The 16,462-nt window shown below is 71.1% G+C and carries 14 protein-coding genes; 1 reads left to right on the top strand and 13 read right to left on the bottom strand.

Going from position 1 to position 16,462, the window contains the following annotated elements:
* Position 1: 1 nt before the first annotated feature.
* From AB0P17_RS11270 to AB0P17_RS11220, 11 genes are all read right to left on the bottom strand, one after another.
* Complete coding sequence (locus AB0P17_RS11270; RefSeq protein ID WP_365809756.1) at positions 2 to 634, bottom strand: cyclase family protein; 633 nt, start codon at positions 632 to 634, stop codon at positions 2 to 4.
* Positions 631 to 1,479, bottom strand: a complete 849-nt coding sequence (locus AB0P17_RS11265) for a creatininase family protein (RefSeq protein WP_365809755.1) — start codon at positions 1,477 to 1,479, stop codon at positions 631 to 633. Before AB0P17_RS11265 ends, AB0P17_RS11270 begins: the two co-directional genes overlap by 4 nt.
* Before the next feature lie 29 nt (positions 1,480 to 1,508).
* Complete coding sequence (locus AB0P17_RS11260) at positions 1,509 to 1,925, bottom strand: cytidine deaminase (protein ID WP_365809754.1); 417 nt, start codon at positions 1,923 to 1,925, stop codon at positions 1,509 to 1,511.
* A 95-nt stretch (positions 1,926 to 2,020) separates the two neighbouring features.
* On the bottom strand, positions 2,021 to 2,785 hold the full coding sequence (locus tag AB0P17_RS11255) for an amidohydrolase family protein (protein WP_365809752.1): 765 nt from the start codon (positions 2,783 to 2,785) through the stop codon (positions 2,021 to 2,023).
* A complete protein-coding gene (locus tag AB0P17_RS11250) occupies positions 2,782 to 3,810 on the bottom strand; it encodes an oligopeptide/dipeptide ABC transporter ATP-binding protein (protein WP_365809750.1) in 1,029 nt (342 codons plus the stop codon). The genes AB0P17_RS11255 and AB0P17_RS11250 overlap by 4 nt, the downstream gene beginning before the upstream one ends.
* The gene (locus tag AB0P17_RS11245) at positions 3,807 to 4,895 is read right to left on the bottom strand and encodes an ABC transporter ATP-binding protein (protein ID WP_365809749.1); all 1,089 of its coding nucleotides are present in this window, start codon (positions 4,893 to 4,895) and stop codon (positions 3,807 to 3,809) included. The genes AB0P17_RS11250 and AB0P17_RS11245 overlap by 4 nt, the downstream gene beginning before the upstream one ends.
* The gene (locus AB0P17_RS11240; RefSeq protein ID WP_365809748.1) at positions 4,892 to 5,581 is read right to left on the bottom strand and encodes an alpha/beta hydrolase; all 690 of its coding nucleotides are present in this window, start codon (positions 5,579 to 5,581) and stop codon (positions 4,892 to 4,894) included. Before AB0P17_RS11240 ends, AB0P17_RS11245 begins: the two co-directional genes overlap by 4 nt.
* A gap of 5 nt (positions 5,582 to 5,586) precedes the next feature.
* Complete coding sequence (locus tag AB0P17_RS11235; protein WP_365809746.1) at positions 5,587 to 6,597, bottom strand: ABC transporter permease; 1,011 nt, start codon at positions 6,595 to 6,597, stop codon at positions 5,587 to 5,589.
* Positions 6,598 to 6,668: 71 nt separating this feature from the next.
* Positions 6,669 to 7,616 (bottom strand): ABC transporter permease, encoded by a 948-nt coding sequence (locus AB0P17_RS11230; protein WP_365809745.1) that lies wholly within the window; start codon positions 7,614 to 7,616, stop codon positions 6,669 to 6,671.
* Complete coding sequence (locus tag AB0P17_RS11225) at positions 7,609 to 9,273, bottom strand: ABC transporter substrate-binding protein (protein ID WP_365809743.1); 1,665 nt, start codon at positions 9,271 to 9,273, stop codon at positions 7,609 to 7,611. Before AB0P17_RS11225 ends, AB0P17_RS11230 begins: the two co-directional genes overlap by 8 nt.
* 182 nt (positions 9,274 to 9,455) lie before the next feature.
* Entirely contained in the window at positions 9,456 to 11,402 is a 1,947-nt protein-coding gene (locus AB0P17_RS11220; RefSeq protein WP_365809741.1) for a primary-amine oxidase, read from the bottom strand.
* A gap of 188 nt (positions 11,403 to 11,590) precedes the next feature.
* Here AB0P17_RS11220 and AB0P17_RS11215 point away from each other — a divergent pair, with 188 nt between their 5' ends.
* Positions 11,591 to 12,313: a GntR family transcriptional regulator gene (locus AB0P17_RS11215; RefSeq protein WP_365809740.1), complete on the top strand. Its 723-nt coding sequence runs from the start codon at positions 11,591 to 11,593 to the stop codon at positions 12,311 to 12,313.
* A gap of 140 nt (positions 12,314 to 12,453) precedes the next feature.
* Here AB0P17_RS11215 and solA read toward each other — a convergent pair whose 3' ends face one another.
* Together solA and AB0P17_RS11205 are read right to left on the bottom strand one after the other, a co-directional pair.
* Positions 12,454 to 15,006 (bottom strand): N-methyl-L-tryptophan oxidase, encoded by a 2,553-nt coding sequence (gene solA, locus AB0P17_RS11210; protein ID WP_365809739.1) that lies wholly within the window; start codon positions 15,004 to 15,006, stop codon positions 12,454 to 12,456.
* Positions 15,003 to 16,454, bottom strand: a complete 1,452-nt coding sequence (locus tag AB0P17_RS11205) for an aldehyde dehydrogenase family protein (protein WP_365809737.1) — start codon at positions 16,452 to 16,454, stop codon at positions 15,003 to 15,005. Before AB0P17_RS11205 ends, solA begins: the two co-directional genes overlap by 4 nt.
* Positions 16,455 to 16,462: the final 8 nt, after the last annotated feature.

The following is a 16,462-nucleotide window of genomic DNA, read 5'->3' as shown; positions in this document are numbered from 1 at the left end:
GTCAGTCCCGAGTGGTGAGGATGGCGCGGGCGAAGGACCCGTCGGCGCCGACCAGTTTGGTGGGAAGGCAAGCCAGGTCGTACTCACCGGCGGGTACCTCGTCCAGGTCGGCGTTCTCCAGGATGAGCACGCCTGCGCCCAGCAGGGCGTGGTGGACGTCCCAGGTATCGGTGCGGTGGTGGCTCTCGATGGTGAGGTAGTCGATGCCGATGAGCTCCACCCGCTGGGCGATCAGCCAGTCGGCGGCCTCCGGTGACAGTCCCACCCACCGCGGGGCGCGCTCGGGCTCCTTGAGCGGCCCGCCCGAGTTGGAGGTCTTCAGCAGGACGCGCCGGTACCCGGCGGCCCCGCCCTTCTCCAGGTGGGACGGCTCCACGTCGCCCTCGACATGGGTGAGGTCGACGACCAGGGCCGGTCCCACGAGCGAGTCCAAGGACACCTCGTCGATCGGGGTCGCGCCGTCGCGGAAGTGCGCGGGGGCGTCGACGTGCGTGCCGGTGTGGGCGCCGAGCCGCCAGCGGGTCACGTTGGAGGCGTCGCCGTTGGCGAGGGACTCGACGATCTCGACCTCGGGCTTGCGTCCCCAGTGCAGCATCTCGGGGTGGATGGGCAGAGTGATGTCGTAGATCGTCATGCGGTCGCTCCAGGTCGGTGGGTGGGGTCGGGCCACGGCTCGCGGACGGCGGCGGCCACGGCGCGGGCGGTGGTGAGCAGGCAGCGGTCGAACTCCGCGCCACCGTGTTCGGCTCGGGCGTCGGCCACGTCGCGGCCCCATACGCCGGTCTCGCTGACCTGGTCCATGCGGTAGTCCCAGAAGGAGTCCACGTCGATGTGCGAGGTGGCCTTCTCCATCCGCACCAGTTCGGGTCGAAGGTGGAGCATGACCGAGGTCTCGAAGAAGTTCGCGTGCATCAGAGCCCGGCCGTACCGGACATGGCCGTCGACCTCGGGGCCGGGGTACATCGTGACGTAGCCCAAGGCACGTACGCGTGAGTCGCGGTGTCGCACACGTAGCTTCTCCGCCGACACGTCGAGCGCGCCGTTGTTCCAGATGTGGCCGTTGAGCAGGATGAACTGCCTTATCCCGGAGGCGTGGAGGGAGTCGATGACATCCTCCACGACGGCGATCATCGTCTCGGGCCGCAGCGCGACCGTACCGCCGAAGTCGCCGTGCGAGGCCGACACGCCGAAGCTGAGCGGCGGCACGACCGGTACGCCGGTCAACGCCGAGACGCCACGGGCGACTTCCTCGCAGATGATGGTGTCAACGGCGAGTGGCAGGTGCGGGCCGTGCTGCTCCGTGGCCCCGACGGGGATGATCACCGCGTTCAGCTCGGTCGCGGTGGTCTCCGCGTCCTCCCAGGTCAACTCCTCCCACAGGACAGGGGAGCCGGTGCCGCCCAGTTCCGCGGCGAGGGGGACGATGTCGAGGCCGGTGGCCACGGGCAGGGGGGAGGGAACAGGTACTTCACGGGGCATGATGCTTCCTTCTTCGCTGGGGCCGGAGTTCACCATGCACGCCGGCTCTTCTCCGGCAGCAGGTCGAGGGCCCTCATCGGGACGACCTCGTCGTCGTCGGGCGTGGTGACCCAGACGGTGGCGTCCGGGCTGTAGTCGCTGATCAGTTCGCGGCACACGCCGCACGGGGCGATGACGCGGAACCGGCCCGCGGGTTTGATCTGGACGGAGACGACCGAGATGACAGTCAGCGGCTCGCCGCCGGGGTACGCCCCACGCGCGGTTCCCAGGGCGACGCCCTCGGCGCAGACGGAGCTTCGCCGACAGGATCCTTCGACGTGGACGCCGGTGTGGACGGCTCCGTCGGCGGTGCGCAGTGCCGTGGCGACCTCGTGTCGGCCGTCGCGCCAGACACGGCCCAGCACCTCCTGCGCGACCGCGAGCAGTTCGGCGTCCGCCCCGCTCATGGAAGGGGGGACGGCGACGGACGCCGCGGATACGGCCGGCGCCGGTGCCCGCGTCCGTGCCCGCGGCCCGGCGCCTGTGCCGGTGTCGCCGGCGCTCATACGGAGATCCCCAGCAGCCGGGCCATGTTGCCGCCCTCGACGAGAGCCCGGTCCTTGTCGTCCGGTACGGCCTTGGCTATTTTCATACGCTCCAGGTCGAAGTCGGAGCCGGGCCACTCGCTGCCCATCAGGATCTTCTCCGGGCCCAGCCGCGCGTAGGCGCGTTTGACGTCGCTCATCAGCGTCGCGGAGGTCTCCAGGTACACATGGGGCTGTCGCTCGGCGACAATGATCGCCTCGGGGACGTTCCACACCGCGCCCATGTGGGCGATGATCGTCGGCACTTCCGGGTGGTCGCGGGCGATCTCCTCGATCGCCAGCGGGGCGCAGAACGAGTCGTCCAGAGCGTTGATCAACACCATCAGGCCACGCCGCGCGCAAGCCTCGAACAACGGGTCGAGCAGCCCGTGGTCGGCGACGTGGTAACCGTGCAGGCTGGGATGCAGCTTGAGACCCACCAGGCCCGCGTCGGCCATCCGGTCGATCTCCTCGACCGCGTCGTCCGCCTGCGGCAACGCCTGCCCGAAACCGAAGAAGCGGTCCGGGTGGGCGGCGACGAGGGAGCTGATGAAGTCGTTCTCGATGCGCTGGGCGAGTGAGCACACCATCGCCATGTCGACGCCGGCCGCATCCATCCGGTCGATGATCCGCCGGGGGTCGAACGGCGTGTGCGGCGGCGGCGCCTCCCCCTTGCGTACCCCCGTGAGGTAGTCGGACCGTCCCCGGACGTCCTGAGTGGTGTTGTACGCGTCGATGATCATGAAGGGCCGGCCTCTCTTGTGGACACCAAGGGCTTGTGGCAGCGCACGCTGCGCCCGGGGACGAACTCCGTCAGCTCCGGCATACGGGTGCGGCAGGTTGCGTCGGCGAAGGGGCAGCGGGTCTGGAAGAGACAGCCGTCCGGTGGATTCGCCGGATCCGGCAGATCCCCCTCCAGGACCTGCCGTTCGCGCCGCCCGCTGGGGCGCAGTGACGGCACCGAGGACAGCAGCGCGGAGGAGTAGGGGTGGGCGGGGCCGGAGAAGAAGTCGTCCCGGGAGGCGATCTCGACGATCTGCCCGAGGTACATGACGGCCACCCGGTCGGTGATGTGCCGTACGACACCCAGGTCATGGGAGATGAAGAGCATGGTCAGGCCGCGCTCGCGCACCAGGTCCGACAGCAGGTTCAGCACCTGCGCCTGGATGGAGACGTCCAGGGCGGAGACGGCCTCGTCGGCCACCACGAACTTGGGCGAGGAGGCGAGCGCCCGCGCGATGCCGATGCGCTGGCGCTGCCCGCCGGAGAACTCGTGCGGCCTGCGCCCGCCGGCCTCGCCGCCGAGGCCCACCCGCTCCAGCAGTTCCGCCACGGTCCGGTCCGCCTCGGCACGGCTCGCCCCGCGGACCCGTAGCAGCGGCTCGGCGACGATGTCGGCGATCCTGCGCCGCGGGTTCAGCGAACCGAACGGGTCCTGGAACACCATCTGCATGTCGGCCCGCGTGCGCCGCAGCCGGGTACCGCGCAGCCGGGTGATGTTCAGCCCGAGGAAGTCGATGGTGCCCGCGGCGGGTTCGACGACCCGCAGCAGGGCCCGGCCCAGGGTGGACTTGCCACAGCCGGACTCGCCGACCAGACCCAGCGTCTCGCCCTCGATGATCTCCAGGTCCACGTCGCGCAGGGCACGGAACTTGCCCCCGCCGAGGCGGCCTCGGTACTCCACACGCAGCTTCTCCGCCCTGATGAGCGGAGTGCCCCGGCGCGCCGGGGGGACCGGCGAGGCGGGCAGGGGCGGTGACGAGGTCATGAGTTCCCCTCCGTGGCGGGTGACGGGGCCGGTTCCGGGCCCGCCCGGCGCGCCGCGTCGCGTTCGGGGGCGGGCAGGACACAGGCGTCGAGCTGGCCGGGGGCTCCGAAGCGCCGCTCCAGAAGGGGCTGTTGACGGCAGGCGTTACGGGCGAAGGCGCACCGGGGGGCGAACGCGCAGCCGAGGGGCCGGTCCAGGCCCGTCAGCGGGCTTCCGGGGATCGCGGGCAGCCGGTCGGCGACCGGTCCGTCGATCGGCGGCACCGAGCCCAGAAGTCCCATCGTGTACGGGTGTTGCGGGTTGAACAGCACGTCGTCGCGCAGCCCCTGCTCGACGATTCGGCCCGCGTACATGACGGCGACCCGGTCGGCGACCTCGGCGACCACGCCGAGGTCGTGTGTGATCAGCAGGACTGAGGTGCCGTGGGCGAGGCGCACCCGTTCCAGCACGGACAGCACCTGTGCCTGGATCGTCACGTCCAGCGCCGTGGTGGGTTCGTCCGCGATCAGTACGGCCGGGTCGTTGGCCAGCCCCATGGCGATCATCACGCGTTGGCGCATGCCGCCGGAGAGCTGGTGCGGGTAGGCGCCGGCGTTGCGGCGGGGGCCGGCGATGCCGACTTCACCGAGCAGTTCCACGGCCCGCTCCCTCGCCCGCTGCCGCGGGACCTTGCGGTGGGCGCGGATCATCTCGCCGACCTGGTCGCCCACCCTGTGCAGCGGGTTGAGGGCGGCGAGCGCGTCCTGGAAGACCACGGTGACGTCCTTGCCCCGGACCTCGCGCAGTTCGCGCTCGGTGGCCGTGACGAGATCGCGGCCGGCGAATTCCACCTCCCCGCTGATATGCGTACGCGGGCCCCGGTTGAGGCCGACCAGGCTCATCGCCAGGGCGGACTTGCCCGAGCCCGACTCGCCGACCAGCGCCAGGATCTCCCCCCTCCTCAGGGTGAGGTCGACCCCGCCGACGGCCGGAAGCCGGCCCGCGGGACCGTCGAAGCCGACTCGGAGGTCCCGGATCTCCAGCACAGGCGGCGATTGCCCCTCGGGCGCGGGGCGGTCCTGGTCACCCTCGGCGGGCGTGGTCACGGGGTGCCGCTCACTGCCACGGCCGCGGTGTGGATGAGGTCGGCCACCCGTTCCGGATGCACCAGCGTGGTGTAGTGGCTGCCGGGAACGTTCGAGGTCGTGGCCTTCATCCGGGCGGCCATGTCCCGTTGGGCCTCGGGGCGCAGGGTGCGGTCGTCGTCGGCGACCAGGTACCAGCTGGGCAGGGTGCGCCAGGCAGGCTCTCCGGTCGGCTGCCTGAAGATGAGGTTCGCCGCGGGGCGTCCCTCGGCCTCGACGACGGCCCGGTGGCGGGGCGATAGGTCGGGGCCTATCTCGGCCCAGAACCTCTCGTCCGGTTCGGACTTCCACTCGCCGTCGGGGCCACGCCGCATGTACGCCGATATCTCCGCGGGCTTGTACCGTTCGACGATCCCGTTGACGGTCTCGCCCTTGTCCGGCCCGAACGCGGCGATGAAGACGAGTCCGCGGACGGACTTGTGGTTGCCCACGTTGGTGATGACCGCGCCCCCGTACGAGTGACCGGCGAGCAGTACCGGGCCCTGGAGCGCCTCGACGGCGGCAGTGGTGTGCGCGACATCGTCCTGAAGAGAGGTCAGCGGATTGGTGACGGTGACGGTCCGGTGCCCCAGGGCGGCGAGCCGGGGCTCCACGTCGATCCAGGTGGTGGGGCGCCCTCCGGCGCCGTGGACCAGCACGATGTTCATGTGGCTCAGCCTTTCCCTGTCCGTGGGTCGAGGATCATGTACAGCAGGTCCACCGCGTAGTTGACGAGGGTGAACAGAAGGGCGATGGCGAGGGCCGCGCCCTGCACGACCGGGTAGTCGCGCTGAAGCACTCCCTGCACCAGGAGTTGGCCGACACCGCCGTAGGAGAAGACGGTCTCGGTGATCACGGAGCCGCCCAGTAGCGAGCCGAACTGGAGGCCGAGGACGGTGACGATCGGAAGCCAGGCGTTGCGCAGCACGTGGCGGCGGACCACGGCACCCGGCGCGAGACCTTTCATCCGGGCGGTTCTGACGAAGTCGTCGCCGAGGACCTCCAGCACCGAGGCGCGCACGATACGGGTGATGTAGCCGGCCATCGACAGAGCCAGGGTGGTGGCGGGCAGGACGAGGTGCTGGATCCAGGGGCCGACCAGCTCGGGCCGGTTCTGCAGGACGGCGTCGATCAGCACGAAGTTCGTCGTCGGCGAGTAGTCGAGCGAGCTGGGCAGCCGGCCGAGTACGGGCAGCCAGCGCAGTTGGACACCGAAGACGACGATGCCGAGGACACCGAGCGCGAACCACGGCAGCGAGAAGCTCACGGTGGCCACGGTCCTGGTGACGGTGTCCACCCAGGTGCCCCTGCGCAGTGCGGCGAGCACGCCGGTGGTCACCCCCATCAGCACCGCCAACGCCATCGCGGCCACGGTCAGTTCGATGGTGCCCGGCAGCGCGTCGCCGAGCAGGCTGAGGACACTGTTGGAGCCGAAGAACGATGAACCGAACCGCAGGTGCACCAGGTCGTCGAGATAGCTCACGTACTGGGTGAACAGCGGCTGGTCGAGGCCCAGGGCCTGGCCGGCGCGCGCCTCGTTCTCCGCGATCTGCTCGGCCGACAGGTTTGTTCCGCCACCCGCGAGGGATGCGGCGGGTGAGCCGGGCAGTAGACGCATGGCGAGGAACACCAGGGACGCCAGCGCGAACAGCACGACCGGCACGGTCAGCAGCCGGGCGGCCATGACCCGGAGGGTGCCGAGGCTCCCGGAGCCGGGGCGTCGCGGGCCCCGGGGACGAGGCACGGTGAGGGTGCTCATACGGTCCCCCGGGGGTCGAGCGAATCCCGCAGGTCGTCGCCGACGAAGTTGCAGGCCACGACGTACAGCAGGGTCAGGCCCGCGGGGAGCACCACCAGCCGCGGTGCGGAGTGCAGGAACTCCTGACCGGCCTGGACCATGTAGCCCCAGTCGGACGTGGGCGGTTGGATACCGAGGCCGAGATAGGACAGGCCGGCGGCGAATCCGGCGGCGACAGAGAGGGTCATCACCACCTGGGCCAGCATGGGCCCGGCGATGTTGGGCAGGATTTCCTGGACCAGCACACGGGGTGTACGGGTTCCGCCGAGCCGGGAGGCGACGACGTAGTCCTTGGCGGCCTCCCGGGTGGTGAGGGCGCGGGCCAGCCGGGCCAGGCCGGGTGCCAGGGAGACGCCGATGCCGACAGTGAGGCTCACGGTGCCCGGTCCCGCCGCGGCCACCAGCAGGATGACGAGCAGGATCGACGGGAACGCGAGCGCCAGGTCGACGACACGCATCAGCGTCTGCTCGGCAATCCCGCCGACGTAGCCCGCGAGCAGGCCGATACCGGTGCCGGCCGCGGCGGCGAGGGCGGTTGCCGCGAAGGACACCAGCAGCAGGGGACGCGCCCCGTACACCAGCCGGGCCAGTTCGTCGCGGCCCAGATCGTCGGTGCCGAGCGGATGGCCCGGCGAGCCGATGGGCAGCAGCGCCGAGGGAGTCTGGCGTGCCGGGTCGGCCTGGATCAGCAGCGGCCCGACGAGGGCGATGAGGATCACGGCGGCCAGGAACACCCAGGACACCACGGCCGGCCAGGATCCGCCGATGCCCAGGCCGCGCAGCCACTCGAGCGGGCCTGGCCGCCCCGCCCGGCCCCTGGGGGGAGCGGGGCGGGGGACGGGGGGACCGGCGTCCCCCGCCGGCACCTCGATGGCGCCGGTCACGGCACCCACCGGGTCAGACACTGGCATTCTCCATGAAACAGCGGTGGGTGCTGAGGGCGGCGGTGTTCATGCCCTTCACGTCGGCGCCGCTGACCACCAGATTGGTGGAGCAGGCCAGCATGGAGATCACCATGTACTCCTCCGCCCAGCGCCGCTGTATCCGGGAGTAGGCGGCGGTGCGTTTCGGGCCCTCCGGCAGGTTTTTGGCCTCTCGCAACTCGTCCGCCAGCGTCTCGGCGCCTTTCAGCGTGTCCATACCGGTGATGGTGCTGCCGTAGAGACCGGCGGGGTTGGCCATGGAACCGACCATGTTGTTGGGATCGGGCACGTAGGAGTTGCGTTCCCAGATCATCAGGTCGTGGAAGTCGTCCTTCGTGTCGGCGAGCCGGCTGAAGTAGGACGCCGGGTCGACGGACGCGGTCTTCACCGTGAACCCGGCGTCCTCCAGGTTCTGCTTGATGATCTGGGCGGCCTTGGGGTGCCAGGAGTCGCTGGCCGCCATGAGCCCGATCTCGCGGCCCTGCGCCCCGGCCTCGGCGAGCAGCTTCTTGGCCTGCGCGAGGTTCCTCTCGCTGAGATCGGCGAGGCTGGTGTCGTAGCCGTTCTGGGCCGGCGGGATGGCGTAGCCCTTCGGTTCGCTGCCGATGCCGTAGAAGGCTTGTTGCAGGATCGCCTTGCGGTCGATGGCCAGGTTGATGGCCTTGCGTACCTTCAGCTCGGGGACGCGCCGGGCATCGATCATCAGGATCGCGTCGAAGCCGGCCGGGGTGTCGTGGACGGTGACCGCGGGGTCGGACTTCAGCTGCTGGGCGGCCGAGTAGGGAGTGAACTGGGTGGCGGACAGGTCGCCGCTGAGCAGGGAGCTGACGATCGTCGACTGGTCCTGCACCTGGCGCAGGACCAGTCGGTCGACCGGTGGGCGACCGAGCCGGAAGCCGTCGAACGCCTTGAGGGTGATCGACTGGCCGGAGGTGGCCGAGGAGAGCTGGAAGGGGCCTGTACCGACGAGGTGCTTGCCGATGTCGGCGCCGTACTTGTCGAGGGCCGCCTTGGAGATGACGCGTCCGCCGATGTCGGAGAGCTGGGCGAGGACGGTGCGGTCCGGCGTCTTGAGCACCATCTTGACGGTGAGTTCGCCCTCGGCGGTGAGCGAGGCGACGTTCGCGCCGAGCGAGCCGAGTGGTCTGGTGGCGCCCTTGGGCAGGGTCTTGTTCTCGGGGTCGAACTGCCGGTCGAGGCTTGCCAGGACGTCCGCGGAGGTGAGGGTCGTGCCGTCGTGGAACCTCACGCCCTCGCGGAGGGCGAAGGTGTAGGTGAGCTGGTCGTCGGAGATCGTCCAGCTCTTCGCGAGGTCTCCGGTGGGTTCGTTGGACGCGAAGGATATGAAGGTGAGGCCGCGGCAGACGCAGTCCACCGCCATCCAGTCGCCGAGCGTGGTGTAGAAGGCGGGGTCGTTGACGGCACTGGTGGAGTCGATGCCGAGGGTCAGGGTGCCGCCCCTGCCGGATCCTCCACCGGACTTCCCGGCCCCGTCGACCACACCGCAGGCGGTGAGCAGGGGAGTGAGTCCGAATCCCACTCCGACACCGAGGACGCCTGCTCCGCGCAACATGGTGCGGCGCGAGACGTCCGGTGCGGCCTGCTGGTGTGAGGGCGATCTCTGCGACTGATCCGGCATGAGTGCCTCCTTGGCGGCGCCATCCCTCTAAGGAATGGATCTAATCAACAAAGGATTGGATCCAAAGTATCGTGTCCGACTCGCGCTTCACGGGTGTATCCCGGATATTGCGAGCTGATTAAATGCAAACTTGTGTGACAACTACTGGCATAAGTTGACATCACATGGTGTGTGACGGTCGGTCAGTCCGCGCAGCAGTGGTCGCCGCTGCCGCCGGCGGAGGGGTCGGGGATGTCCATGGCGGGGTTGCGGTCGAAGAATCCGTCGGGCTCGAAGACCAGCCTCACCTTGTCGACCGGCATGACCGGCCACTGCTCGGGACGCGGGAAGTGGTGCGATCCCACGACCGGCCACAGCACCAGCTCCGCCCCGTCCAGCGAACGGTTCTTCCGTTGCCAGACGTGTACACCGTCCTCTCCGGGCTCCGCCTGGTTCGGGTACTGGCCTCCGAGATACTGCTCGGCCGGGTCCGAGACGGTCGCCCACAGATGCTGGTGGACGAAGGGCGCCCGACGGGCCATCACCGAGTCGGGCCGCGCGAACGGCCGGGTGGTGTGGGGCAGCAGCAGCCGGTACGCCGTCGGCTCCCCGTAGCGGTTCGTCCGCTCGGCGCTCTCCACTCGCCAGTGCCGCGCCGTCTCCGGGCTGGTCCGGCGGGCGGCCTCGGACTCGGAGAGCAGCGGCGTACGCACCATCCGGACCGCGTTGCCGTACGGGTCGTGGGCCGGGTCGTCCTCGGCCTCGGCGTTCTCCTCCACCAGGCGGTTGCGCGGGCCGTCGACGGCGGCGTCCAGGCGCAGGCCGAAGTAGTGTTGATGTGTGGGGGTCTGGACGGTGCGCGAGACCACCCGGCCGTGGCGCACCTCCTCGCCCTCCTGGATGCCGGAGGCCGACAGCATGCCGGTCAGCTTGATCTCCAGCTCGATCCTGCCGTCCTGGTAGAGCGACCAGTAGAAGCCGTAGTCGTAGTTGGCCACCGTCTGGAAGCAGGAGATGATCAGCCGCCGGGAGCGGCGCACCTCACTCACCCCGCGGCGCAGGTCGTTGTGCTTCCAGAGGATGCCGTCGTCCTCCTCGTGCATGCAGATCGCCTGGGTGATCTCCTGGGCGGTGCCGTCGCCGCCGAGGTAGGCCGCGTCGAAGTAGTGGATGACCCCCAGGCAGTCGCAGCCCAGCGCCAGGGAGTTGGTGAGCGGGCCCGCGCCGTACTCGCCCCAGTCGAAGAAGTTCTTGCGGAACTGCGTGGAGCTCGGGTCGAGGTAGGGGACGTACATCTCGTTGCAGGCGGCACGCTTGAGCACCGAGCGCTCCAGGAACCGCAGGTCGTACAGGACCAGGCCCTCACGGTGGGTGAAGCCGATCCGGAAGTCCCAGCCCTGCCAGCGGACCCGGTGGCCGTCGACGGTGAAGCTCGGGCCCTCAGGCTGCACCACTTCCAGCGGCTTGAGGCCCTCGCGGTCCGGGCCGAAGCCGCCCGCCGCCAGCGGGCCGGGCTCCTCCGAGACCGGGACGACGCCGTGGTCCTCGACCTCCAGCACCTCCATCGTCGCCATGTCGACGAGGGGGATCACACCCTGTACGGGACGGACGTAGGCGTTGTCGTCCTCCTGGACCCGGTGCCAGACCGAACCCCAGGTGATGCGGCGGTCCTTGTACTTCTCCGGCACGAAGCCACCGATCGACTCGGCGTCGATCACCGTCAGAGACACGTCGTGGATGCCGCGCCGGGCCAGCGCCTCACGGAACAGCGGACTCTCCCTGCACGCTTGGGCCGCGGCGCGCGCCTCGGTCGAGGTGATGCCGGGGCGGCGGATGTCCACCGGCCGCCAGTCGAGACAGCGCGGCTCGGCGCCGAGCTGGACGTCGATCTCCCAACCGCCGGGCAGGTCGTGGTCCATCGCGACCAGCCCGACCCGCAGTTCGCCCTCGGGATGCCTGCCGGCCATGACCTCGCGGGCGAAGTTCTCGTCCAGGACCGCGCCCCAGAACCGGGTCCGCTCGCCGAGCCGTCCGTCGGCCCGCGCGACGGCGACCGCCGCGTCGATCTCCGCGGGGGACAGCGGGTCGATGGGGTGGGTACGGTCCCGCCGCGCGTGCACGCGCGTGCTGACACTTCCAGGACGATTCATGGCTTGCTCCACTCACTCGCGTGAACTGCGGATCCAGTAGTGGATCCTGAAATCACCGAACTGGATACATAATGGTCGGCATAGAGTCCACAAGGGAGTCCCGCCTCCTGCCGGGGCCGGGGCTCCCGGTGCGGCCGCGCCACTTCCCGGACCGCCGACCCGCCCTTTCCCGACCAGACGGAGGCTTCATGGACACCGCCCCAGCACAGGACGAGAGTTCGCCCGGAGGAACGGGCAAGGCCCTCGTCGACGACACGGCCGCCGCCATCAGGGCCCGCATCCTCTCCGGCCTGATCCCCATTGGAGCCCAGCTCCGCCAGGCCGAGCTCGCCAAGGCCCTCGGCGTGAGCCGCACTCCCGTGCGGGAGGCGCTGCGCCAGCTCCAGGCCGGCGGTCTCATCGAGGTGCTGCCCAACCGGGGCGCCGTCGTCCGGGTTCCCGCCCCCTGGGAGGTCCGCGAGGCTTACGAGGTGCGCGCCGAGCTCGAAGGGCTCGCCTGCGTACGTGCCGTACGAGCGATCACCCTCGATGTGCTGCGGGAGCTTCGCGAGGCCAACGAGACGGTGCGGACGATGAGCGGCCGGACCGGACCCGAGGAGGGCGCCTCGCCCTCCACCTCGGCGAACGACTGCTTCCACACGCTCATCCACACCACGGCCGGCAACGAACGGCTCGCCCGGGCGATCAAAGACATCAACGAGGCGTTCCCGCGCAACATCTCCGCCCTCGTCCTCCGGGACAACCCCCGTCATCGTGAGGACAACATCCGTGAGCACGAACGGATCGTCGAAGCGCTCGCCGCCGAGGACGCAGAAGACGCCCGCCGCCAGATGAAAGCCCACGTGATCAGTGCTGGCGAGCAATTGGCCCGGTGGTACGAGCAGCGGTCGGCCACCGTCTTCCGGGGCTGAGAAGCCGTTGTCCGGCCCCGCTCCGGGCCCGAGGGGCTCGGCACCTCCGCCTTGGATTCGACAGCCCCGCGCCCCTCGGTCTGATCCGAATCGGAGTTGGGCAACAGCTCTTGACGCTTCGCCCGCGCGGGCACCGGGGGTCATGTCCGGGCCTCCCGCGTCGGCCCGGCGGCCCCGGGGCGGCCCGTTTCCGCGGTGCCGGCCATCGCGGCCGGGGACAGGAAATCCAGGTCGGCCCGCTCCTTGCCCTCCGCCAGGTCCGCGAGAGCGGCGCCCAGGGCGGGGCCGAACTTGAAGCCGTGGCCGGAGCAGGCCGCGACGACCAGGACCCGCTTCTCGCCGGGCAGCCGCCCGACGGCGAACCGATTGTTCGGTGCCATCGTGTAGCGGCAGGTGATCGTCTCCTCCACCGGACCGTCGGCGGCCGGGAGGAACCGCGAGGCCAGGCCCAGGAGCCGGTCGCGCTCGGCGGCGGTGACCGGCTCGGCCGGCGCCGACGGGTCCTCCTCCGGGCCGTGGTCCAGTCCGATCTTGACGCCTGCGCCGTCGAAGGAGGGGATGCCGTACAGCAGGCCCAGGTCCGGGACATCGACCGAGAACGGGCCGAGGAGCGGCGGCTGGAGCAGGTGCTGCCGGGAGGAGCCGAGGTGCACGTTGACGATCCGCACGACGCTCAGCGGTCCGGCGAAGGCGGGGAGCAGTTCGCCGGTCCAAGGGCCCGCGGCGACGACCAGCCGGTCGGCCCGCAGCACGCCCGTCTCCGTCTCGACGCGTACGCCGTCGCCGTCCCGACGCCAGCCGAGTACGGCGCAGCCGTCCCGCCGGTCCACCCCGTGGACCCGGCCGAGCGAGGCCAGCGCCGTGAGCGAGGCCGCCGCGTCGATGACTCCGGCGGCCGGGTCGTGCGTCGCGGAGAAGCCCTCGCACAGCCGCAGGCCCGGGAACAGCTCCGCGGCGCGGACGTGGTCCACCTGTTCGCAGCCGGGGCCGCGCAGGGTGATCGGGGCGTCGGCCGCGCGGGCGTACAGACCACCGGTCCTGGTCACCAGCCGCTGTCCGGCGGCCAGTTCGAGTTCCGCCCAGGCCGCGTAGGCGGTGTCGACCAGCGGATCCCAGACAGGGGAGGGGTACGCGCGCCTGATCATCCGGGTCCGGCCGTGCGAGGAGCCCCGGGTGTGGCCCGCCGGGAACCGGTCGAGGTGGACGACGCGTGCACCCCGGGCCGCCAGATGCCAAGCGGCGGAGGACCCGTGAATCCCGGCCCCGACGACGATCACGTCGGCCCGCCCGCCACCACGCCCGGCTCGAGCGCGAAGCACGGGGCCCGGGGCGGGCTCCCCCGCAACGGCGGCCGGGTCGGTGACAGGTCCTCCCGCAGCGGCGGGGGGGCCGGGGACGCGCCCCGCGAGCGCAGCTCCGGCGGGCCGGGGTGCGGCGAGTGCCGCGGTTCCGTGTCGCCGTTCCCGCTCCGCCAGAGAGGCAAGGAGGGCGTCCACGTCGTCCTCACTGTTGTAGACGTGGAAGGAGGCCCGCGCCACCCGCGCCAGCCCGCGCCGCCCCAGGTCCCACTGCCCGTGCGCGGCGGGCACCGTCGTGAGGCGGCAGCCGGTGGCGCGCAGGTCCCGCACGGTCTGGCGCGGGTCCTCGTCCTCCCGAAGGAAGGTGACGATCCCCGACGCCGCCGCGGGCGGATCGGTGACCAGGATCCCGGGTACGCCGGACAGTCCGGCCCGCATCCGCCCGGCCAGCGCGGTCACGTGGTCTCTGATGCGCTCCACCCCTAGCTCGAGCGTCTCCTGAAGGGCCGTGCCAAGACCCAGCCGCAGCGCGTGGGAGGCTTCCCACGTCTCGTAGCGCTGGGCCCCGGCCACGAGTTCGTAGCGGTGGGCCGCCGACCACGCGGCCCCCCGCACATCGGGGGCCGCGGGCCGGGCCGTCGCGCGCAGCTCCGGAGCTACGTACAACAGCCCGGTCCCGCGCGGGCCGCGCAGGAACTTACGGCCGGTGGCGACGACGATCCCGCAGCCCATACCCTCGACGCTGACCGGGAGTTGCCCGAGCGACTGCGTCGCGTCCAGCAGCATCGGCACGCCCGCGCGGGCGGCCAGCGCGCCGACCTCGGCGACCGGTTCCACCAGCCCCGACGAGGTGGGCACATGGGCGACCGTGACGAGCGCCGCAGGCTCGCGCAGGGCCCTCTCCAGCGCACCGAGGTCCACCTGTCCGCTCGCGTCCGCGGGCAGCACCTCCAGCACGATGCCGTGCGACTCCCGCAGTTCCAGCAGGTGCAGGGCCGAGCTGACGTACGTGGACGAGGTGGCCAGGACCCGGTCCCCCGCCCCGAGCCGCAGTGCGCCGAGCGCGCGTTGCCAGGCCACCGACGCGCTCTCCACCAGCGCGATGTCCTCGGGCCTGGCGCCGAGCAGCCGCGCCGCCGCGCGGTACACCTCCTCGGTGCGCGCGCTCAGCGCCTCGGCGGCTTCGTAACCGCCCAGCAGGGACTCCAGACGCAGGTGCTCGGTGACGGCGGACAGCGTCGCCCGGCTGGGCAGCGCGGCGCCCGCCGCGTTCAGATGGCGGGCGTGCAGCATGCCCGGGGTGGCGGCGCGCAGCGCCGCTACGTCGAAGGCCCCGTTCCGGGCGGCGGCCGGGGACTCCGCTGGCGCCGCGGTGCCGGCTGTGTTGGCGTTCATAGTGCGACGACCACCGCCTTGCGCTCGCAGTAGGAATAGAGGGCGTCGTCGCCCAGGTCCCGGCCTAGTCCGGAGTCGCCCAAGCCGCCGAAGGGAAGGGCCGGGTCGAAGATGTTGTAGGTGTTGATCCAGACGGTCCCCGCCCGCAGCCGCGCCGCCATCCGGTGCGCCCGGGACAGGTCTTTGGTCCAGACACCGGCCGCGAGGCCGTAGGCGGTGTCGTTGCCGATGGCGACGGCTTCCTCCTCGTCCTCGAACGGGATGACGCCGAGCACCGGGCCGAAGATCTCCTCGCGGGCGATCCGCATCATGTGGGTGACGCCGGTGAAAAGCGTGGGCTCGACGAAGAAGCCGACCCGGTCCGGCACGCCGCCGCCGACCACGAGGGTCGCGCCCTCGGCGACGCCGGCTTCGACGTATTCGAGAACCTGCGCCCGCTGCTCCTCGGAGACCAGCGGTCCGACGGTGACACCACCGTCCAGTCCGTTGCCCATCGGGACCCCGCGTACCGCCTCTGCGAGACGTTCCTCCATCTCGGCGAGGACGGAGCGCTGGACCAGCAGCCTGCTGCCGGCCGTGCACATCTGCCCCGAGTGGCCGAAGGCGGCCCGCATCGCGGTGGTGACGGCGGCGTCGAGGTCGGCGTCGGCGAAGATGATGTTGGGGCTCTTGCCGCCGAGTTCCAGGGTGAGGCGCTTGACGGAGGGGGCAGCGGCCGCCATGACCTGTCGGCCGACCTCGGTGGAGCCGGTGAAGGACACCTTGGCCACGCCGGGGTGCGCGGTGAGTGCGGCGCCCACCGCGCCGTCTCCGGTCAGCACGTTGAGCACGCCCGCCGGCAGGCCCGCCTCTTCGCACAGGGCGGCGACGCGGAGCATGGTCAGCGGGGTCTGCTCGGCGGGCTTGACGACGACGGTGCAGCCCGCGGCGAGCGCGGGGGCCAGCTTGAAGCAGCCGGTCATGATGGGGAAGTTCCACGGCAGGATCAACGCGGCCACGCCCGCCGGCTCGGGCACCGTGTAGATGTGGTGTCCACCGTCGACGGGAACGACGGTGCCGGTCAGCCGCGTCGGGGCACCTGCGAAGTGCCGGAAAGTCTTCGCGCTCATCGCCGTGTCGGCGCGCGACCTCTCGATCGGCTTACCGTTGTCCCGGGTCTCCAGCACCGCCAGCTCTTCGGCATGCTCCTCGATCAGCTCCGCGACTCGGTTCAGCACGCGGGTCCTCTCCGCGGCGGGCAGACTCCGCCAGCGGCCGTCCTCGTGCGCACGGGCCGCGGCCTCCACAGCGGCGTCCACGTCGCCGGACGTGGCCTGCGCGACATGCGCCAGGGCGGTGCCCGAGGCCGGGTCGACGACCGGGAACGTACGGTGGTCTCCGGGGGCGATCCACCGGCCGTCGACGAAGAAGGGTTCCAGCTCCATGGGCTGTGCGGTAAACATGGTCATGGGGTCTT

It is taken from the genome of Streptomyces sp. NPDC088124 (assembly GCF_040685895.1).
In the GTDB taxonomy this organism is placed as follows: Bacteria; Actinomycetota; Actinomycetes; order Streptomycetales; family Streptomycetaceae; genus Streptomyces.
Note: the sequence above shows the minus strand (reverse complement) of the source record. Positions and strands in the feature narration are given on the sequence as shown.